This is a genomic window from Pseudomonas sp. A, from assembly GCF_056270345.1.
In genome coordinates this window covers 4,562,212-4,582,216 of sequence record NZ_CM149873.1, presented here as the reverse complement: position 1 = coordinate 4,582,216, position 20,005 = coordinate 4,562,212, and the positions used below count along the sequence as shown (strand labels likewise).

Genomic DNA, 20,005 nt, shown 5'->3' with positions numbered 1-20,005 from the left:
TCAGCCTCCGTAGCTCAGCACCAGGCCATGGGAGAGTCGTCCCCAGCCGTCGAGCAGGACGAACAGCAGCAGCTTGAAGGGCAGTGAAATGGTCACCGGCGAGACCATCATCATGCCCATGGCCAGGAGGATGTTGGAGATGATCAAGTCGATGGCGATGAAGGGCAGGCAGATCAGGAAGCCGATCTCAAAGGCCCGGCTCAGTTCGCTGATGGTGAACGCCGGCAGCAGCACCAGCAGGCTGTTGCCATCGATCCGCTCGGCGTAGTGGCTGGGCCATAGCTGGCGGGCGCTGTCGAGGAAGAAGGCGCGTTCGCGCTCGTTGACCTGGCCATCGAGGAAGGCGCGAAACGGCGCCATGCCTTCGTCGAGAAAACGTTCGACTGAGCGGGCATCGCCGAGGGTCGTTTCATGGGCGTTCAGGTAGTCGTAGGTAGCCATGCCCACCGGGGCCATGACGTAGATACTGAGAATGATCGCCAGGCCGTACAGGGCCATGTTCGGCGGAATCTGCTGGACACCCAGGGCATTGCGCAGCAACGAGAAGACCACGGCCATCTTCAGGAACGAGGTGGCCATGACCGCGATGAAGGGCACCAGCGACAGCAGCGCCAGGCCGAGGATCAGGCTCAGTTCGTTCGGCAGCTGGATCATGTCGGTTGCTGTTCCAGCAGGCGGTTGATTCGCACCCCGAGGCGGCCGTCGATCTGCACCAGCAGACCGGTGCCGACACAGCGCTGGTTGGCGAGGATACGCACCTGGGCATCCAGCGGGCTGTGCAGTTCGATCAGCGCTCCAGGTTGCAGGGTCGACAGCGTGTGCAGGTCGAGGGTCTGGCGACCGACTTCGAAACTGACCGGTATTGGTAGTTGCTCCAGTGTTTCCAGGGCGGTGTCGGTCACAGGGGGGGTGTCGTGCATGCGGACTAGCTCCAGGTGTGTGTCGTCGAGTTGCAGTTCGGCCCAGGGGTGGCCATCGAGCACGCCCAACAGTCGCGGGGAGCTTGGCGTACCTGCGGGCAGCAGCAGGATGTCGCCCGTGCCGAGGTCGCGCAGCTCGTGCAACGTCAGTTCGAGGGGTCGCCACTGCAGCGAGAGGTTCAGCAGGATGTTCAGGCGTTCGCGCAGTGGACGCCGTGGCAAGACCGTCAGCAGGCGCTCGCTGTCGCCTTGCACCCAGCAGGGCAGCAGGCCTTGCGTGCTGCTCAGCGTCACTTGCAGACCGGGTGTGCGGTCGATGGTTTCTGCTGGCTCGATGCCCAGGCATTGCAGGCCGGGCAGGCGAGGAGTGTCCCGTTGCAGCACCGCCAACTGCAGTGCGCTGGGGAGGCTGGCAAAGTCGGCGGCCTGCAACTGCGGTGCAAGCCATTGCGCCAGCTGCTGCCGACGACACAGCAGGCGAGTCGGTACGCCGAGCCAATCGATCTGCACGGCCAGATCCAGGTCATCGCCTGGAACGCTGACACTCAGCGAGACCTGCCCTTGATCGTCGGCATAATGGGGTTGGCGATGGCTCAGTAACTGCTGCAAGCGCAGTTCCTGGGTGTGGGCGGCAGGCAAGTTCAATGTACTCATGGTTCAGGCCAGCCTTCGTCCTCTACATGGCGCTTGTTGCGTGAGCCTTGCTGGCTGTCGCCATTTGCGCCGAAGCCGAGGCTGACCGGCTGCGCGGGATCGAGCCGTTGCAGACGCTCAAGCAGGTCCGTACCGGCTACCTGCAATTGCCGCAGGGCGGCTGGCGCCGCCTGGATCTCCACCTGCAGGCCAGCGCTCACAGGGTTCATGCGTACTTCGACATGGCCCAGCTGAGGTAACTGCACCTGCAACAGGGCCTGTTCGCGGGTACCCGTCCTGCTGGCGAACAGTTGCAATTGCAGGCGCTCCACAAGCGTCTGCAGATCCTGGATGGGGGCCGCGACAGTTGCCGGCAAGGCCCTGTCGATCAGGGGGCGCTCGCCCGATGAGGCAGGGGGCGCAAGGATTGGCTCGATATCACTGGGTAGCAGACGATCCGGCACGTTGTCGGTACTGTCGCGGACGGTTTGCAGGCCCGCATCGGCACGGCTTGCCTCGGTCAATGAGGTCGGCTCGACCTCATCAAGTATCGCTGGCATGGGCTCCGGAAGGGGGCGTTCGATGACGTTCTCGATCAGCGCAGGTCGTTCTGCTGCGCAGGCGGGTGGGCACTTTGCGATCAAGGCAGCCATGCTCAGGACCACTTGGGTGACAGGGCGTTCAGGGCTGGCCTCGTCCCGGGCAGGTCGAAGGCCTGTATCCTGCGGCGCGCTGCGCTTGAACCGTGGAATTTCCAGCAGGTGTTCGAACAACAGTCGCTGCTCGTTGCAAGGCCCACGTTCAGGCGGGTCATGCAATGGGTTGTCCGGCAGCGCAGGAACAGGCTGGGTGTTCAGCATGGCGAGCCTCCCTGGCCATGGCACTCCTCCACTTCGAGCTCCTGGCTGTGCTCTGTGCGCCGAGCGGCTTGCCGGGATGCCTGCTCGTGCAGTTGCTTGAAACTGTCCAGCTGTTGTCTGGCCTGGGCAAGTTTCGCTTGCGCCTGCTGGCGTGCGGTGTGCTGGCGCGCCAGTGCATTCTCGCAGGCCACGACTTGTCCACGCAGGCTCGCTTCCCGCTCGCCGAGCAGGCCGACCTGGCGACGCCACTGTTCCAGGTCATGGCGCTTGGTCAGGCGCCCCACCTGCGCATCGAACAGGCGCTGCTCCTCTTCGCGGGACCAGCACCGATACGTCAGGTGCGCCTCGAGCAATTTTGCCTTGTCCGCCTGTGCCGCCTGCAGGCGGGCCTGCTGATTGCGCGCTTCGTGCTCGGCCCGTTGCAGTCGGCGTTGCTTTATGGATAACAGGGTGGTCAAGGGCACCGGGCGATCTCCAGCAGTTGTTCGAGGCTCTGCTGCAGCGAACTGTGTTCGTGCGGTGCCTGGCACAGCCAGGCACGAATGGCATCGCGCTTGTCGATGGCCAGGTCCACGGCAGGGTCCTGGCCTCGGGTGTATTCGCCGACTCGCAGCAGCAGTTCGACGTCTTCATAGCGCGCCATCCACTGGCGCAACTGGCTGGCGGCGGCACGGTGGGCAGGGCTGACCACCTGGTGCATGACCCGGCTGACCGAGCGCAGCACGTCGATGGCCGGGTAGTGGTTGGCCGCCCCCAGCGCCTGTGACAGCACGATATGGCCATCGAGGATCGAGCGGGTTTCCTCGGCGATCGGTTCGTTCAGGTCGTCGCCCTCCACCAGCACGGTGTAGAGCGCGGTGATCGAGCCCTTGTCCGAGTGCCCGGCGCGCTCGAGCAGGCGTGGCAACTGGGCGAACACCGAGGGCGGAAAGCCGCGTCGGGTCGGCGGTTCACCCGCGGCCAGGCCGATCTCGCGTTGGGCCCTGGCGAAGCGGGTCAGCGAGTCCATCAGCAACAGGACCTTGCGACCCTGGTCGCGGAAATACTCGGCCACGGTGGTGGCGACGAAGCCCGCCCGGGCCCGCTCCATCGCCGGGCGGTCGGAGGTCGAAACCACCAGCACCGCGCGGCGCAGCCCGTGTTCACCAAGCTCGTGATGAATGAACTCGCGCACCTCGCGACCGCGCTCGCCGATCAGCGCAAGGACGATCACGTCGGCCTTCGCGTTGCGCATCAACGAGGCCAGCAGCGTGCTCTTGCCGCCGCCGGCAGGGGCGAAGATGCCGACGCGTTGCCCTTCGGCGCAGGTGAGCAGGCCATCGATGCAACGGATGCCCAGGCTCAAGGGCGTGTCGACCAGCTTGCGGCTCAAGGGCGCCGGCGCATCCCGGTGCACCGGGTACCAGGCCTGTGGTGTGGCCGGCATGCTGCCGTCGAGCGGGTTGCCGAAGCCGTCAAGCACTGTTCCCAGCAAATGATCCCCCACGCCCACGCGGTGCATGCTCCCGGTGGGGCAGACCACGGTGCGCGTGCAAAGGCCCTGCATGTCGCCCAGCGGGGCGAGCAACGCCTGGTCCTGTTGCAGGCCGATGACCTCGGCCAGCAGCGCCTGCTCATGGTTGGGCCTGCGCAGTCGGCATAGCTCGCCGACCTGCACGCCGGGCGCCAGCGCACGGATCAGGGTGCCGGTGACCTGGGTGACCTTGCCGTTGACCTGGACCAGGGTGGCGCCGTTCACGGCAGACTTCAGGGTCTGGGGAATCTGCAGCAGCGATGGCGACATGGGTACGATGTGGGTGCGTGAATGAAGGGGACCATTCTAGGAAGCCTGCCCGGGGATGGATTTCACTGTGAGTCGCATGTTTTTAGATTCCGGTCGCTATGTGTTGCGCGCGCCGGCAGGCTAAAAAGAAGCGCCCGACGATGACAGTACGGCTGCTGGCTTGCCTCTAGCATGCCGCTCATTCATTTATTTCGAAGTGAGGTGGGGATGAGCGAAGGCATCGGCTTTGCCCGGGTTGACCCGATGGTGGACATGGGGGGCGGCTGGGAGGCGCAGGCAACCGTCCAGGCGCGGCAGGTGACCCCGATGGGGCAGCAGGCCGAGATGGCGGAGGAGCTGTCGATGGCATTCTCGTCGCTGGCCAATGCCCGGCTCAGTGCCCGCAGTCGCGTCACCGATGCGCGCCTGCATGGGCAGCAGGCGGGCCAGGCGGCCGAGGAGATGCTGGCCAAGGTGCCGGACGTCCAGCGCCGCGCCCTGGATGAACTGGTGGCCTGGTTGCGTCAGCATCCTCATCTGACACCGGGGGAGCTGGAGGCACGCCTGGATGGCTTCTCCGGCGAAGCCTGCCATCGCTACCTGGCCCTGGCCTATGCCCGTGATGCATTGGGCAAGGCGGCTGATACCCGCGACTTGCTCGGCAAGCTGGACCAAGCCATGGCAAGCATGGCGCAGACGCAAGGCCAGGCGATCGAACTGGGGATCGAGATCGGTCCGCTGGCACAGGCGACCCAGGAGCAGGGTGTCGCCGAGGTGGCCGCGTTGCGCGAGGTTTATTGCGACTTCCTGTGCGGTTATCGCGGGCTCCGGCACGCCTGGGACGACTTGCGCGCACGCTTCGGCGATGCGGCCATCGGCGATATCGCCCAGTTCATGCTCAACGGCCTGGCCAGTCATATCAGCGGGCCGTCCTCGCACCTGGACAGCAACCAGCTGCAGCAGGTCATCAGCGACATGAAGCTGGTGCAGGCCCTCAAGAAACTGGAAAGCGACACGGCCGCGCTGTTCCGCCAGCTTGCCGGAGAGCCCAGTGGCGTACGGGCCTTCTGATCTGGTCAGCGACCTGTTGGCGCTGCTCGACAAGCGCTGGATCACCGAACAGGACATCCTGCGCCTGCTCGCCGCGCTGCCGCTGGCCCCTGGCGCTCAACGTGTCCATTGCCTGCGTGAACTGCGGCGGATCTTTCGCCTGCTGCCCTTGCAGGTGTTCAGCGAAGAGGTCCAGCGCGAGCACCTGCTGGCGATCTGTCAGTTGACCATGGACCAGCTCATCGACGACGAAGAAGTGTCGCTGCATGGCGGGCGGGAGGCGTGAGCATGGACTTGTGTACTGAAGCCATGGTCCGGTTCTGTCGCGATCAGGGAGTGATTCTGGCGCATCCGCAGGAGACCTTTCAGCGTCTGGAACTTGCGGATATCGGTGTCGTGCAGTTTGAGCGACAGGCAGGGCAGTTGACACTCTGGCTGACCTTTCCCGTGCATGGAGCACTGTTTGAACGTGCCCTGTCGAGTGCGCTCAGGCAGGTCCATGATCATCAGGCTCCTGGCCAACTGCTGCGTTGCGGCCTGCTGCCTGACGACCGCCTGGTGTTGCTGGTCAGCCTTGATGAGCACCGGGTGACCGAGCAGGTACTGCATGAGGCTTGCCGGCTGCTGTCGCGGGTGCGTGTCGAAGTGCTCACGGCATGAGCGTGATCGAGCGAGCCGGGCAGCTCCCTGACCTGTGGTTGCCGTCATTGGCAGCCGACACTGCGTTGCCACGGCCGGCTGGCGAACCGCTGCCGATGCCGGGGCAACCCGTGCAGGCTCATCTGCGTGAACTGTACCCGCGGCATCGGATGGAACGCCTGCGTCTGTCCTACGCCAGCCCCGAACAGGAACTGCATGCCCTGTACGACCCGCAGCGCTTCGCCACGACGCTGGACGCCCTGGCGGAGCAACTCCTCAACACCCAGGCCCGCGAGAACCGCCAGGCGGCGGCGCTGCTGCAGGCATTGCTGGCCGACCGGCATACGCTGGCGTGCTACGCCAACCTTCTGCTCAAGGTATGAATAGATGCAATTGACGATTGAACAGCGTGATGTCCTGCAGCTGTTGGCCTGGCTGCACCTGCGATGTGGCCTGCCCGAGGGCGCGCATACGTTGCTGGAGGTGCTGTTGCGGGTTGATCCCGATCACATCGCCGGGCGCCGCGCCTCGGTAGTGGCTGCATTGGAACTGGGCGACTGGGCGCGTGCCGAGCAGCAGTGCCTGGCGCTGCGTGACGCCGGTGAGCAGCGGGCCCCCCTGTGGCTGTGCCTGAGCCAGGCGCAGCAGATGGCGGGCCGGTTGGAGCAGGCCCAGGCCACCTTCGCCGAGTACCTGCGACGCAAGGCCCACCCATGAACACCTTGACCCGGGTGCTTGGCCATATCGGCGCGCGCAAGGACCTGATGCTGGCCGTGATGCTGCTGGCGGTGGTGTTCATGATGATCCTGCCGTTGCCACCGCTGTTGCTGGACCTGCTGATCGCCCTGAACATGACCATCGCCGTGGTGCTGCTGATGATGTCGGTGTATGTCGTATCGCCGCTGCATTTCTCGGTGTTTCCCTCGGTGCTGCTGGTCACCACGCTGTTTCGCCTGGCACTGTCGATCAGCACCACGCGGATGATCCTGCTGGAGGCCGACGCCGGGCAGATCGTGCAGACCTTCGGCGACTTCGTGGTCGGCGGCAACCTGGTGGTGGGCTGCATCCTGTTCCTGATCATCACCATCGTGCAGTTCCTGGTCATCACCAAGGGCGCCGAGCGGGTGGCGGAGGTCAGCGCGCGGTTTTCCCTCGATGCCATGCCGGGCAAGCAGATGAGCATCGATGGCGATCTGCGCGCCGGGGTCATCGACGTCAACGAGGCCCGCGAGCGCCGTGGCGAGGTGGAGAAGGCCAGCCAGATGTATGGAGCCATGGACGGGGCGATGAAGTTCGTCAAGGGCGACGCCATCGCCGGGCTGGTGATCATCGTGGTCAACCTGCTGGCGGGCCTGGCCATCGGCGTGATGCAGAAGGGCATGAGCGCGGCTGACGCCTTGCAGCTCTACGCGGTGCTTACCGTGGGCGATGGCATGGTCAGCCAGGTGCCGGCGCTGCTGATCGCCATCACAGCCGGCATCATCGTCACCCGCGATGGCGAAGGGGCGCGCGACCTTGGGGCGAATATCGGCAACCAGGTAATGGCGCAACCCAAGGCCCTGATGATCGGCGGCGCATTGCTGGTGTTGTTCGGGCTTGTTCCAGGCTTTCCGACGGTCACTTTCCTTACCCTGGCACTGCTGGTCGGGGGCGGTGGCTGGTGGGCGATCCGCCAACGGCGCATCGCGGAGGAGGGCCGGCTGCACACTGGTGGCCTGCCGGCGTTGCTGGCCAATGGCGCTGGCGCCCCCACGCTCAAGCCTTCCGGCAAGGCGAAGACGGCCGCTGACGCGCAAGCGTTCGCCTTGACGGTGCCCTTGCTCATCGATGTGGACAGTGGCCTGCAAGCCGCCTTGGAGGCTGCCTCGCTGAACGACGAGCTGGCGCGGGTCCGCCAGGCGCTGTATCTGGATCATGGCGTGCCGTTTCCCGGTATCCGCCTGCGTTTCAGCAGCGTGCTCGGCCCCGGCGAGTACCGCATCCTGTTGCAGGAAGTGCCGGTGGCGCGTGGCAGGCTGATGCCGGAACGGCTGCTGGTCCAGGAAAAGCCCAGCCAGCTGGCGCTTGTCGGCGTGCCCTACGAGGAAGGCGAAGCCCTGCTGCCAGGACGGGCAGCGCTGTGGGTGGAGCAGGCCCAGCGCGAGCGTCTGGAGCGCGCCGGATGCGCCTTCCTGGCGATTGACCAGGTGCTTGCCTGGCACCTGTCGCAGGTTTTGTGCGAATACGCCGGGGACTTCATCGGTATCCAGGAGACCCGCTACCTGCTGGAGCAGATGGAGCAGGGCTATGGGGAGCTGGTCAAGGAGGTGCAGCGCATCCTGCCGTTGCAGCGCATCACCGAGGTGTTCCAGCGGCTGGTGGGCGAGGGTATCTCGATCCGCAACATGCGCTCGATCCTCGAAGCCTTGGTGGAGTGGGGGCAGAAAGAGAAGGACGTGGTGCAGCTGGCCGAATACGTGCGCAGCAGCCTCAAGCGCTATATCTGCTACAAGTACGCCAGCGGGCACAACCTGCTGCCGGCCTACCTGCTGGATCCGGCGGTCGAGGAGATGATCCGCAACGGCATCCGCCAGACCAGTGCCGGCAGCTACCTGGCCCTGGAGCCTGCGCAGAGCGACACCTTTCTCGCCCAGGTGAAAGCCGTGGTGGGCGACTTGCAGGATGCCCAGGCAAGGCCCGTGCTGGTGGTGTCGATGGATATCCGCCGCTATGTGCGCAAGCTGGTCGAGGGCATCTATTTCGACTTGCCGGTGCTGTCCTTCCAGGAACTCACCACGCAGATCAACATCCAGCCATTGGGGCGCATCGGCTGACGCCAGCCTGGCGTCAGAAAGCGTACCCACAAACTACAAAATCGCGGCCGGGTCTGACGGAGCGGCCGCTTGCACCTCAATAGACTTCATCGGCATGTACCCCGGCCTTGTGCCAGGAAGGGTACCTGACCAACCGGATGCAGATGATGAGCAGTTCTATTGAAGCAAGTAGTCGCCCTGTCCCTTTGCCGTACGTAGACCGTTTCGCGCCGCCGGACACCTGGCGGGATATCAAACGGCTGGAGGCGATCCAGGATCAGCACGGGATCGTGGCCGTGGACGGCCAAGGCCAGCCGCTGAGCGCGGAGCACCGGTCGCAGGCCATCGAGACGTTGCTGGGGGCCGAGGGGCAGGCGCGTCTGGCACAGAGCCGTCCCTATTTCGAGAGCCTGTTGGCGCAACCGTTGCCCGAGCAGCATGTCGACGCGCTGTACCGATTGCTCGAGGCTTATGCCGGCTGGTTGCCGGGAGCGCCCTTGCAGCTGCAGAACCTGGGCGAGCGCCTGTGCATGGACGAGCTGGTGATGGCGGCGATGGGCCTGCGCATGCGCAAGCAGAAGGCCGAGCGCACCGAGCTCAGCGAGCAGCTCAAGTGCCTTACGGCGGAGCTGAAGATCTTCAGTGTGATCCAGTCGAAGGTCAACATGGTGATGGCCGACAAGGGCACCTTCAAGCTGGAAGACGATGGTTTCAACCTCTTCGACCGCAAGCTTTACGACCTAGATGCGGACAGTTGGGAGAAGAGCTCCGAGCGCCGATTGCTCACGAGCCTGGATACGTTCCAGTCGGACGGGATCGTCACGGTGCGGCATTTCCTCGAGGGCGCGCAATCTGCCTCTGCGTCGAGTGAAAACGGCGGCCGCCTGCAAAAGGTCAGTGGGCCGATGAGCGACCTGAAAGCGCAGTACGCCTGGGACAAGGACAACAACCCGTTGGCCAATTTCTCCCAGGCCCTGAGCGACCGCACCCGCATCGTCAACGACAAGGTGACCGAACAGACCACCCTGCTCAACGACGTGGGCTCGCGCTACACCACCTCCACCGAGGTGATGATGAAGTTCGTCGAGACCTGGTTCTCGATGCTGTCCAGGATTCTGCAGAACTGAGGTAGGTGATGACGGCAGTACAACAGATGGCCGGCGACGATGCCGATGCCAACAACGTTGATGTGATCGAGCGCTTCTTTGGCGATGGCGGCACCTTCGCCATGCTGCGGGGGGTATGCGCGGCGCAACTGGAAACGCTTTACGCCCAGGCGTTCAACTTCTACCAGGCGGGACGGCTGGACGATGCGCTCACGCTGTTCAAGGGGCTGGCGGCACTCGACCATTATGACCCCCGGGCGTTTCTCGGCGTGGCAGGCGCGTACCAGGCGCTTGAGCGCTACCAGGACGCATTGCCGGCTTATGCCTATGGCGCGATGCTCGCGCCGCAGGACCCGCGTTTCAGCTTCCATGGCGCGCAATGCCACCAGTACCTGGGCGACCTGGCAGCGGCGCGCAGCGGCTACGAGCAGGCGCTGATCCTGGCGGTAGACAGCGAGCATGCCGGCCTGGCAGGTCAGGCGCAGGTACTGCTCGAGGCCCTGCAGCAGAAGGAGGGCGCACGTCATGCGAATTGAGCTTCTGTCTGTGGCGCAGCCGCTCCTGATACCGGCTGAAATCGAATCGGAAATGCTGCTGCCGGGCACGGCGATCCAGTTGCCCGGCGAGACCGGTACAGCGTCCAGCGTCGCAACGATCAAGCAGGACATGAGTGTCCGATTGGACCCTCCAGCGCCGCTGGCGAAGGGGCTGCATCAGGGGTTGGCATTCGACAAGCTGATCGACGCTGAAGGCCTCATGCAACCAGTGCTGGTCGCGGTACCTGATGTCGGTGCATTGATACTCGGCCAACTCGCCGGGGATATCTCCGACGCTGAACTGGATATCCGCCTCACTGAACTGCTGAGCCAGTTGGGTGCGCGCCAGACCGAGCTGAACCTGCAGCAGGTACGTCAGCTCACCGAGCAAAACCGCCAGCAGATGGCGCTCAATGCGCAGAAGATGGAGGAGGTGGCTCAGCGATATCAGGACGCCGGCACGGCGAGCGTGTTCGCCAAGGTCTTCGGCTGGGCCGCAGCCATCGTGTCCATCGTGGTGGGGACCGTCATGGTCGCCACTGGCCTTGGCGCCGTCGCGGGCGCCTTGATGATCGCGGGTGGCGTCATGGGCGTGGTGTCCATGTCGTTGAACCAGGCGGCCGAGGACGGGCATATCTCCAAGGCGGTGATGAAGTACCTCGGGCCGGTGCTGATGGCGGTCGAGGTTGCCCTGGCGCTGGCCTCGGTGGTGCTGACCTGCGGCGGCAGCCTTGCGGTGGTCGCCGCCAGGGTGGCCGGCAAGGTGAGTGGCAAGGTCGCGCAGACGGTCCTTTCAGTGGGCCAGAAGATCCAGGGCGTCGCCTCCACCGGGGTCACCTCGACCGCCAGCGCGGGCACCCAGGCCAAGCTGCAGATGACCCTGACCGGCGCCAGCATGGCCACCACCACGCTGTCCAGCGCCGGGCAGGCGGCCAGTTCGGTGATGCAGGGGCTGGCACTGCGCAGCGAGGCGCAACTGGCGGAAATGCGCCTGCTGCTGGACCAGGGACACTGTTTTCTCGAGCAGTTGGCCAAGGCGCTTGAACAACTGCTCGCGGGGAAGGCGCAACGCTTCGAGCAACTGCTGGAACTGTTGAACAACCGCAGCAAGGCCTGCGCCGATATCGCTTGCCGAAACGTCATTGCCTGATCAAGGAGTCAATCATGAATCTGTCCATTTCCACTGTCGATCATTCGTCCCACGTGGATGCCCAACTGCCGGTCACCGAGGTGCAGAAGGCCGGGCTGCCGCTATGGGCGATGCTGGCCATGCCCTGCGCGGCGACGCGCGCGGCATTTGCCGAGAAGCAAGGGCGGGTAAGCCTGGATACACCACAGGCCACGCCCTGCAGCCAGGACCTGGAGAGCCTGCTGGCGATTCTCCGCGCCGCCATGCAGGTGCGTGACGGCAACGCCCAGGGACGCAGGACCCAGGCCGAAGTCAGCGTGCTGGCGAGCAAGGAGCAGATCGGCTGGATGAGAACCGCCAGCAATGCGCTGTTCGCCTCGGCGGCCGTCAGTGGTGCATTGGGCGCGTTCACCCTGGCCAGCGGCACCACCGGCATGCTCAAGAACCTGGGGGATGCGCGCACGATCAAGGGCCTGGAACAAGCCAGCCATGCTGCCGAGTTTGCCAAGTCCGGTGAGGTTGCGATGGCCTCGAAAAAACTGATTGCCGAGAACCGTATCGAGGTCAAGCACCTGCAGAACGCCATCGACACCCGCAATACCACGCTGCATACGCTCAATGGCGTGGCCCAGAGCGGCGCAGCCTTCGGCACTGGCATCGCCCATGCCATCAAGTCGCTGCAGGATGTCTGGGCAAAAGAGCAGGAGCTCGAGGCGGCGGTTGCCGGCAACCAGAAGGAGCTGTTCCAGCGCTGTACCGATGACCTGGCGAAGATGATCGATCAGTTGCGTCAACTGATCCAGGAAATCCTGCGCAACGACAATCAGGGGATCAGGGCTGCGGGCATCATGGCCTGAGCACGTCAGCTTTCCTGCAAGGATGTTGCAAGCCGTAAGGATCCAGGTTCTTGCGGGTGTGAGAGTGGTCTTTTCCCAAGTTAAACGATGCTGCAAGAAGAGGTTTGTACAATGATCGAATCGGTTTCAACCAGTTGGGTGTGTGCCGCCCAGTTGCATCCAGTCAACGAGAGCAGTGACTGCGCACAGGTGAAAACCAGCGAGTCAGCGCAGCGCCTGGCGCGTCACGAGGAGCCGCAGAAGCATGGCATCCTGATGCGCCTGTTCATCGCGATTGCCGAGTTCCTCGGCTTTCGTCCCGGTGTGGCGACGGGCGGCGCGCAGGCCACGGCTTCGGCGCCGGACATGATGCGTTCATTAAACGAGCAGATGGCCAAAGGGCTGCCGGATGTCATGAGGTCGCAGGCCAGCGGGATACTGGCGAAGCAGGAGAATCTGCCAACCGAGCAGTTCATGGCCAGTTACACGGAGCAGCTCACGGGCAGCAATATCATGCGTAACGCCAACTGCCTGTTGTCGAATGTCGTCAAGCTGGGCGAGCTTGTGCCAGAGCTGAAGGTTGGGACGAGCATCACCGAGGTCGATATCGTCGGTGGCTACTCTTTGCAAGAGGCCCAGTTTCCGGACAATATCAAACTGATGCAGAACGATCCGATGGCTGCCGCCAAGGTGCTCGATGCGGTGATTTTCCTGGCTTCGAAGTTTGCCGAGTTTCCGGATCCCGAGCAGGTAGGACCTGAAGCGGTGGTGGCGTTTGTCAAAGAGGTCGATGCCGAGTTCATCGACCTGTTCGCCCAGAAGTCCGATGCGCTGGCGCCAGTTGTCGTGGCGCAAGCATACGACGATGCCGCTTCGGTGGTAGCCGGCACTTTGGCCGAAGCGAGCCCTGCACAGCCTGTGGAGCCTGAAGCGAGTTACGGTGGGGCGACCATCGGACAGCCTGATCCGCTAACATCGTTGAAGGACGTCAAGCTCGGATTTGTCAAGATCGACGATGAGGTCGCTCTGCCAACGCGTAATGACTTCAACGCGACCATGAATTCGCTGCAACGGCCGACCAGTCCGCTTTCTCAGTCATTTGAGCACCTGGAGCGTCTTGCCGAGCATGGCAGTGCCGCCGAAAAGGCAATCGCTTCAATGGTGCTGGACCACACGGCGATAGGGCAGACCCACTCCTACGGCGACCTCTTCGGGCAGCGTAAGCTGGAACCCGATCTGTTGCAGGCCCACTCTGCGCTCTCGTTCGTGGACACACTGCAGAAGAAGCTGGACATGGCAGGGCGTCTGCTCGGCAACCTGCAGGCTGCCGACGCGGCTTGAGCTTGAGACTGGCTGGGGCCTCAGGGCCCCGGCCAGCCTTTCGAATCCCTTTAGGTCACCCGCTGTGAAACCAGCCCAGGGTGATCATTGCCACCACGATATAGCGCCCGCCCTTGGCCAGGGTGACCAGCAGCACGAAACGCCAGAACGGCTCGCGCATGATCCCGGCGATCAAGGTCAGCGGGTCGCCGATCACCGGCATCCAGCTCAGCAGCAATGACCACTGGCCCCAGCGCTGGTAGCGTTGCTGGGCGCGTTCCAGCTGGCTGGCGCTGAACGGGAACCAGCGGCGTTCGCGCAGGTGCTCGATGGCCCGGCCCAGCAGCCAGTTGACGATGGAACCGAGCACGTTACCGAGCGTGGCCACCAGCAGCAGGGTCGCCCAGGCGCCCGGTTCGCGCAGCAGCAGCCCGACCAGCACGGCCTCGGACTGCAGCGGCAACAGGGTGGCGGCGCCGAAGGCGCTGAGGAACAGCGCCCCGAGGCTGAGCATCAGTAGTTGGCGACCACGGTATCCTGGCCATCCCGGGTCACGCCGATGACCTGGTAGGCGTCCTTGTGGTCACCCATTTCCATGCCCGGCGAACCCATCGGCATGCCCGGCACCGCGATACCCTTGAGGTCGTTGCGTTTGGCCAGCAGACGCACCTGCTCGGCCGGGACATGGCCTTCGACGAACTTGCCGTCGATCACCCCGGTGTGGCACGACGCCAGGCGTGGCTCGACGCCCAGGCGCTGCTTGACCGCGCTCATGTTTGGCTCGACGTGGTCGTTGACGGTGAAGCCGTTATCGCTCAGGTGCTTGATCCACTCCTTGCAGCAACCGCAGTTGGGGTCGCGGTAGACATCGATGGTCTCGGCGGCCTGTGCCAGGCCGGTGACGGCCAGCAGGCCGAGGGTGAGCAGGTGTTTGCGCAGCATGGTGGAGCTCCTGTGAAACAAAACACATCTGGTTGATCTGCGCGGACCCTGTGGGAGCGGGTTTACCCGCGAATGCGTCAGCGAGTCCACCATTGCATTCGCGGGTAAACCCGCTCCCACAGGGGCGACGTCAGGCCTTAAAAACGCAGGCGAACCCCGGCCACCAGCCGGGTCTGGCCGATGTCCTCGCCATCCTCCCTGGCCTGCTCGGCGCGGTTGCCGTGCAGGCGGTTGAAGCTGACCCCGACATAGGGCGCGAACGCGCGGGTGATCTCGTAACGCAGGCGCAGGCCCACTTCGCTTTCGGCCAGCCCCGAGCCCTGTTCGCGCCCGGCGTCGTTGCGACCAAAGAAGTTGGCCTCGACGGTCGGTTCGAGGACCCAGCGATTGGTCAGCAGCATAGCGTAACCGGCCTCCAGGCGCAGCGCGGTCTGCTGCCGCTCGCCGGCGTAGGCGGTGGCTTCCAGTTCCAGGCCGTAGAGCGGCGTGCCCTGGATGCCGAAGGCGGCCCAGCCCTGGCCGCTGGCGGGCTTGAAGTCCTGGCGCACGCCACCGACCAGTTCCCACCAGGGGCTGATGGCATGGCCCCAGAGGGCCTGCAGCTCGGCCTTGTGGGTCTTGCCTTGTTCCCGCTCACCCTCGGTGCGCAGCCACAGGCGGTCGATATCGCCGCCGACCCAGGCAGTGGCGTTCCAGTTCAGGGCGCCGCTGCTTTCGAAGTTCTGGTACTCCAGTTGGTCGACGATCACTGCCCAGTTGGTCGCCCGGTCGTGCACCTGATGCCCCGGCAACGGCGGGAAGGCGGCGCGGCGATCGGCATCGGTGATCACCGGCAGCGGTGTGCGCGGTTGGCCGGGGGCCGCCGCCGCGTGGTTCATCTGGCTGTGGTCCATGGGCATGCTGGTGTGGTTCATCTGGCCGTGGTCCATCGGCATGGCGCCATGGTTCATGTGGTCCATGCCCGCGGCCAGGGCCCGTTCACTGGCCAGCAAGGCCATCAGCGCGACACCGGTGACGATGTGGCGGTTGCGGTTCTCATTCATCGACCCGTACCTCGCGGAACATGCCGGTCTCCATGTGGTAGAGCAGGTGGCAGTGATAGGCCCAGCGGCCCAGGGCATCGGCGGTTACGCGGTAGCTGCGCCGGCTGCCGGGGGGCATGTCGATGGTGTGCTTGCGCACCAGGAAGCGCCCTTGTTCATCCTCCAGGTCGCTCCACATGCCGTGCAGGTGGATGGGGTGGGTCATCATGGTGTCGTTGACCAGGGTGATGCGCACCCGTTCGCCGTATTTCAGGCGCAGCGGCTCGGCATCGCTGAACTTGATGCCGTCGAACGACCAGGCGAAGCGTTCCATGTGGCCTGTCAGGTGCAGCTCGATGTCCCGCGACGGTTCGCGTCCGTCTGGGTCGGAGTAGGGGCTGCGCAGGTCGGCGTAGGTCAGCACCCGGCGGCCGTTGTCGCGCAGGCCGATGCCGGGATCGGCCAGGTTGGCCCGGGGGGCCATGGTCTGCATGTCCACCAGCGGGTTGTCGGTTTCGCTGGCGGGGTGGCCTTGCATCATGGCCATGCCGGCCATGTTCGAGTGGTCCATGCCCGCCATATTGCCGTGGTCCATCGCTGGCATGTTCGAATGGTCCATCCCCCCCATGCCGCCGTGCCCCATGTCGTCCATGGTCAGCACCGGACGCGGGTCCGGCTCGGGCACGGGGGCCTGCAGACCCGCCGCGCGGGCCAGCGTGCCACGGGCGAAGCCGGTGCGGTCCATGCTCTGGGCGAACAGCGTGTAGGCGGGCAGGTTGCCCACGGTGACCAGCACGTCATAGGTCTCGGCCACGGCGATGCGCAGCTCGTCCACGGTCACCGGGGTCACCGGCAGGCCGTCGGCGGCGATCACCGTGAGCTTCAGGCCCGGAATGCGGAAGTCGAAGTAGGTCATCGCCGAGGCATTGATCAGGCGCAGGCGTACGGTCTCGCCGGGCTGGAACAGGCAGGTGAAGTTGCCGTCCGGGGGCTGGCCGTTGAGCAGGTAGGTGTAGCTGGCGGCGCTGATGTCGGCCAGGTCGGTGGGGCTCATGCGCATCTTCGCCCAGGCCCAGCGATTGTCGACGGCCTTGCCCCAGCCGTTCTCAGCAACATCATCGACGAAGTCGCCGACCGTGCGCTTGTGGTAGTTGAAGGCGTCTGACTGCTTCTTCAGGGTGGCCATCAGGGCTTCCGGCGCCTGGTCCGACCAGTCGCTGAACAACAGCACATGGTCGCGTTGGTACTTGTGCGGCTCGGGTTCGCGGGGCTCGATGACGATGGCGCCGTACACGCCGGCCTGCTCCTGCAGCCCGGAGTGGCTGTGGTACCAGTAGGTGCCGCTCTGGCGCAGGGTGAACTGATAGAGGTAGTCGCCGCCGGGCTCGATGCCGGCGAAGCTCAGGCCCGGCACGCCGTCCATGTTGGCCGGCAGGATGATGCCGTGCCAGTGGATCGAGGTGGGCTGGTCCAGGCGGTTGCGCACGCGCAGGGTCACGGTGTCGCCCTCGCGCCAGCGCAGCTGCGGGCCGGGCAGGCTGGCGTTGATGGTCTGCGCGGTGCGTGGGCGGCCGGTGATGTTGACCGGGGTCTGACCGATGAACAGGTCGAACTGCTGGCCGCTCAGGTCATGCAGCGGCAGACGGCCCTCGGCGGCCTGGGCCAGCGGGCGCCAGAGGCCGAGGCCGGCCAGGGCGCTGGCGGCACCCAGGCCCTTGACGAAGGTGCGGCGGGTTGGAGTCGGTGGCATGGCATGTTCTCGGTGCTGGCAAGGTCCATCCGATCGCGGGGCAAGCCCGCTCCCACGGTGGGAGCGGGCTTGCCCCGCGATCGGGAATGACACCGATGGTCGTCGCCAGCGCCTGTCAGCCACCTGAGGCGCGGATTACAGATTTGTCAGGCAACGACCTCGCCACTCTCCAGGTCGCGCATCAGCAGGCCGAACTCCAGCGACACCTGCTCGGGAATCGGCAGGTACACCACATGGCCGTCGCCCGGCGCCACCCCGATGGCCTGCTGCTGGCGGTCGCACAGGCGGTGCAGGTCGAAGTGGTAGTTGCCGCGCGGGGTCATCAGCTCCAGGTGATCGCCCACCGCGAAGCGGTTCTTTACCTTCACTTCGGCCAGGCCGTCCACGCGCACCCCTGTCAGCTCGCCGACGAACTGCTGGCGCTCGGACACCGAGTTGCCGCGCTGGTAGTTCTGGTACTCGTCGTGCACATGGCGGCGCAGGAAGCCTTCGGTATATCCACGTTGGGCGAGGGACTCGAGGTTGCTCATCAGGCTGCGGTCGAACGGCCGTCCGGCCACGGCGTCGTCGATGGCCTGGCGGTAGGACTGCACGGCGCGGGCACAGTAGAAGTGCGACTTGGTGCGGCCTTCGATCTTCAGCGAGTGCACGCCCATCCGGGCCAGGCGCTCGACGTGCTGGATCGCGCGCAGGTCCTTGGCGTTCATGATGTAGGTGCCGTGCTCGTCCTCGAAGGCGGGCATCTCTTCGCCGGGGCGGTTGGACTCCTGGAGCAGGAACACCTGTTCGGTCGGTGCGCCGAGGCCCAGGGTCGGCTCGCATTCACGAACGATGTCGCCCGTGGCGTTTTCGCTGGCCGGGGTGGCCTGGTACTTCCAGCGGCAGGCATTGGTGCAGGTGCCCTGGTTGGCGTCGCGCTTGTTCATGTAGCCCGACAGCAGGCAGCGCCCGGAATAGGCCATGCACAACGCGCCGTGCACGAAGACTTCCAGCTCCATTTCAGGCACCTGCTGGCGGATCTCTTCGATCTCTTCCAGCGACAGCTCCCGCGACAGGATCACCCGGGTCAGCCCCATGCCTTGCCAGAACTGCACGCTGGCCCAGTTCACCGTGTTGGCCTGCACCGACAGGTGGATGGGCATCTGCGGGAAGTGCTGGCGCACCAGCATGATCAGCCCCGGGTCGGACATGATCAGCGCATCCGGGCCCATCTCGATCACTGGCGCCAGGTCCTTGAGGAAGGTCTTGAGCTTGGCGTTGTGCGGGGCGATGTTGACCACCACGTAGAAGCGCTTGCCCTGGGCCTGGGCCTCCTGGATGCCCAGGGCCAGGTTGGCGTGGTCGAACTCATTGTTGCGCACCCGCAGGCTGTAGCGCGGCTGGCCGGCATAGACTGCGTCGGCGCCGTAGGCGAAGGCGTAGCGCATGGTCTTGAGGGTGCCGGCGGGGGCGAGCAGTTCGGGCTTGGCGGGAGAGGTCATGGTGCGCACCGGGGGCAAAAGGCGCGGATGCTAAGTCGGCGGCACTGTGCAGGTATTGATCTGGATCAACGGCACTTTTGCCGATGCGCGGGGCACTAAATTGTTGAGCCCCCGAGGAATGACCATGAACGAAGCCGTCTTGCAGAACAAAGCCCTGACCGTGCTGCTGGCACTGGTGACCATCGCCTTCATCTGGATCCTGCTGCCGTATTCCGGCGCGATCTTCTGGGCGGTGATCCTCGGCATTCTATTCTCTCCGTTGCAACGTCATCTGCTGCTGCGCCTGGGCGGGCGGCGCAACCTGGCCACGGCGACGGCGCTGGCCACCTGCCTGCTGGTCGCCGTGCTGCCGGTGATCATCATCAGTGCCTTGCTGGTGCAGGAGGGCGCGGCGCTGTACCAACGCATCGAAAGCGGCCAGCTGGACATTGCCGGCTATATCGAGCGTGGCAAGGATATGCTGCCTGTCTATGCCCAGCATTTCCTCGACCGCATGGGCATGGGCAACCTCGATGGCCTGCGCGACAAGATCACCAAGTGGGCCACCCAGGGCAGCCAGTTCCTCGCCGGCCAGGCGTTCAGCTTCGGCCAGGGTACCTTCGAGTTCCTGGTGAGCTTCGGCATCATGCTCTACCTGCTGTTCTTCTTCCTGCGCGAGGGCGCGGAGGTGGCGCGCAAGGTGCGCCAGGCGGTGCCGCTGCCCGAGCAGCAGAAGCGCCGCCTGCAGTTGAAGTTCAAGCGCGTGGTGCGGGCCACGGTCAAGGGCAACCTGCTGGTGGCGATCACCCAGGGGGCGCTGGGTGGGCTGATCTTCTGGGTGCTGGGCATTCCCAGCGTGCTGGTGTGGGCGGTGCTGATGGCGTTCCTGTCGCTATTGCCGGCGGTGGGCGCGGGGATCGTCTGGGGACCGGTGGCGCTGTATTTCCTGCTGACCGGGGCGATCTGGCAGGGGATCGTGCTGACGGCGTTCGGCGTGCTGGTGATCGGGTTGGTGGACAACCTGCTGCGGCCGATCCTGGTGGGCAAGGATACGCGGATGCCGGATTACCTGGTGCTGGTGTCGACCTTGGGCGGGTTGGCGGTGTTCGGGCTCAATGGCTTCGTGATCGGGCCGTTGATCGCGGCGTTGTTCATTTCCAGCTGGGCGATCTTTGCCTCGACCAAGCCGCAGGTGCAACTGCCATCCTGAAAGGGCCATTCGCGGGTAAACCCGCTCCCACAGGGCAC

Annotated in this window: 22 protein-coding genes; 12 read left to right on the top strand and 10 right to left on the bottom strand. The window is 64.9% G+C overall.

All coding sequences use genetic code 11. The annotated features are described in order from the left end of the window. From sctR to sctN, 5 genes are read right to left on the bottom strand one after another with little or no spacing between them, the layout of a single operon-like run. Positions 1-654: a type III secretion system export apparatus subunit SctR gene (gene sctR / locus AC0MAZ_RS20455; RefSeq protein WP_203651994.1), complete on the bottom strand. Its 654-nt coding sequence runs from the start codon at positions 652-654 to the stop codon at positions 1-3. After that, positions 651-1,574: a type III secretion system cytoplasmic ring protein SctQ gene (gene sctQ, locus AC0MAZ_RS20450; RefSeq protein ID WP_232857010.1), complete on the bottom strand. Its 924-nt coding sequence runs from the start codon at positions 1,572-1,574 to the stop codon at positions 651-653. Before sctQ ends, sctR begins: the two co-directional genes overlap by 4 nt. Next, positions 1,571-2,413, bottom strand: coding sequence for a type III secretion system needle length determinant (locus tag AC0MAZ_RS20445; RefSeq protein ID WP_475858966.1), 843 nt, complete (start codon positions 2,411-2,413; stop codon positions 1,571-1,573). The genes sctQ and AC0MAZ_RS20445 overlap by 4 nt, the downstream gene beginning before the upstream one ends. Continuing rightward, entirely contained in the window at positions 2,407-2,877 is a 471-nt protein-coding gene (gene sctO / locus AC0MAZ_RS20440) for a type III secretion system stalk subunit SctO (protein WP_234562355.1), read from the bottom strand. The genes AC0MAZ_RS20445 and sctO overlap by 7 nt, the downstream gene beginning before the upstream one ends. Next, on the bottom strand, positions 2,868-4,196 hold the full coding sequence (gene sctN, locus AC0MAZ_RS20435) for a type III secretion system ATPase SctN (protein ID WP_475858964.1): 1,329 nt from the start codon (positions 4,194-4,196) through the stop codon (positions 2,868-2,870). The genes sctO and sctN overlap by 10 nt, the downstream gene beginning before the upstream one ends. Before the next feature lie 207 nt (positions 4,197-4,403). Here sctN and AC0MAZ_RS20430 point away from each other — a divergent pair, with 207 nt between their 5' ends. The 11 genes from AC0MAZ_RS20430 to AC0MAZ_RS20380 all read left to right on the top strand — a co-directional run bounded on the left by AC0MAZ_RS20430 (position 4,404) and on the right by AC0MAZ_RS20380 (position 13,604). Then, positions 4,404-5,246 (top strand): HrpJ domain-containing protein, encoded by an 843-nt coding sequence (locus AC0MAZ_RS20430; protein ID WP_232857013.1) that lies wholly within the window; start codon positions 4,404-4,406, stop codon positions 5,244-5,246. Beyond that, a complete protein-coding gene (locus tag AC0MAZ_RS20425; RefSeq protein ID WP_475858963.1) occupies positions 5,227-5,511 on the top strand; it encodes a TyeA family type III secretion system gatekeeper subunit in 285 nt (94 codons plus the stop codon). Before AC0MAZ_RS20430 ends, AC0MAZ_RS20425 begins: the two co-directional genes overlap by 20 nt. Positions 5,512-5,513: 2 nt before the next feature. Then, the gene (locus AC0MAZ_RS20420) at positions 5,514-5,885 is read left to right on the top strand and encodes a type III secretion system chaperone family protein (RefSeq protein ID WP_232857014.1); all 372 of its coding nucleotides are present in this window, start codon (positions 5,514-5,516) and stop codon (positions 5,883-5,885) included. After that, positions 5,882-6,247, top strand: a complete 366-nt coding sequence (sctX, locus tag AC0MAZ_RS20415; protein WP_203652001.1) for a type III secretion apparatus assembly protein SctX — start codon at positions 5,882-5,884, stop codon at positions 6,245-6,247. Before AC0MAZ_RS20420 ends, sctX begins: the two co-directional genes overlap by 4 nt. A 4-nt stretch (positions 6,248-6,251) precedes the next feature. After that, entirely contained in the window at positions 6,252-6,581 is a 330-nt protein-coding gene (gene sctY / locus AC0MAZ_RS20410; protein ID WP_203652003.1) for a type III secretion apparatus assembly chaperone SctY, read from the top strand. Beyond that, entirely contained in the window at positions 6,578-8,677 is a 2,100-nt protein-coding gene (gene sctV, locus AC0MAZ_RS20405) for a type III secretion system export apparatus subunit SctV (protein WP_203652005.1), read from the top strand. The genes sctY and sctV overlap by 4 nt, the downstream gene beginning before the upstream one ends. 185 nt (positions 8,678-8,862) lie before the next feature. After that, positions 8,863-9,783: a virulence-associated V antigen gene (locus AC0MAZ_RS20400; RefSeq protein WP_475858959.1), complete on the top strand. Its 921-nt coding sequence runs from the start codon at positions 8,863-8,865 to the stop codon at positions 9,781-9,783. Positions 9,784-9,791: 8 nt separating this feature from the next. Further along, entirely contained in the window at positions 9,792-10,298 is a 507-nt protein-coding gene (locus tag AC0MAZ_RS20395) for a SycD/LcrH family type III secretion system chaperone (protein WP_475858957.1), read from the top strand. After that, a complete protein-coding gene (gene sctE, locus AC0MAZ_RS20390; RefSeq protein ID WP_475858955.1) occupies positions 10,288-11,448 on the top strand; it encodes a type III secretion system translocon subunit SseC family protein in 1,161 nt (386 codons plus the stop codon). Before AC0MAZ_RS20395 ends, sctE begins: the two co-directional genes overlap by 11 nt. Before the next feature lie 14 nt (positions 11,449-11,462). Further along, entirely contained in the window at positions 11,463-12,284 is an 822-nt protein-coding gene (locus tag AC0MAZ_RS20385) for a hypothetical protein (RefSeq protein WP_475858954.1), read from the top strand. Positions 12,285-12,395: 111 nt separating this feature from the next. Further along, positions 12,396-13,604, top strand: coding sequence for a hypothetical protein (locus AC0MAZ_RS20380; RefSeq protein WP_232857019.1), 1,209 nt, complete (start codon positions 12,396-12,398; stop codon positions 13,602-13,604). Between the two features lie 55 nt (positions 13,605-13,659). Here AC0MAZ_RS20380 and AC0MAZ_RS20375 read toward each other — a convergent pair whose 3' ends face one another. The 5 genes from AC0MAZ_RS20375 to trhP form a co-directional block, all read right to left on the bottom strand. Then, a complete protein-coding gene (locus AC0MAZ_RS20375) occupies positions 13,660-14,097 on the bottom strand; it encodes a YqaA family protein (protein WP_203652021.1) in 438 nt (145 codons plus the stop codon). Next, positions 14,097-14,525: a DUF411 domain-containing protein gene (locus AC0MAZ_RS20370; RefSeq protein WP_203652022.1), complete on the bottom strand. Its 429-nt coding sequence runs from the start codon at positions 14,523-14,525 to the stop codon at positions 14,097-14,099. The genes AC0MAZ_RS20375 and AC0MAZ_RS20370 overlap by 1 nt, the downstream gene beginning before the upstream one ends. A 137-nt stretch (positions 14,526-14,662) precedes the next feature. Beyond that, positions 14,663-15,568 (bottom strand): copper resistance protein B, encoded by a 906-nt coding sequence (locus tag AC0MAZ_RS20365; protein WP_203652023.1) that lies wholly within the window; start codon positions 15,566-15,568, stop codon positions 14,663-14,665. Beyond that, on the bottom strand, positions 15,561-17,297 hold the full coding sequence (locus AC0MAZ_RS20360; RefSeq protein ID WP_234562365.1) for a copper resistance system multicopper oxidase: 1,737 nt from the start codon (positions 17,295-17,297) through the stop codon (positions 15,561-15,563). The genes AC0MAZ_RS20365 and AC0MAZ_RS20360 overlap by 8 nt, the downstream gene beginning before the upstream one ends. A gap of 146 nt (positions 17,298-17,443) precedes the next feature. Next, positions 17,444-18,778 (bottom strand): prephenate-dependent tRNA uridine(34) hydroxylase TrhP, encoded by a 1,335-nt coding sequence (gene trhP, locus AC0MAZ_RS20355; RefSeq protein ID WP_475858953.1) that lies wholly within the window; start codon positions 18,776-18,778, stop codon positions 17,444-17,446. Between the two features lie 124 nt (positions 18,779-18,902). On the opposite strand from trhP, the gene AC0MAZ_RS20350 reads away from it, so the two are divergent. After that, a complete protein-coding gene (locus tag AC0MAZ_RS20350) occupies positions 18,903-19,967 on the top strand; it encodes an AI-2E family transporter (RefSeq protein WP_110733451.1) in 1,065 nt (354 codons plus the stop codon). The last annotated feature ends 38 nt before the right edge of the window (positions 19,968-20,005 follow it).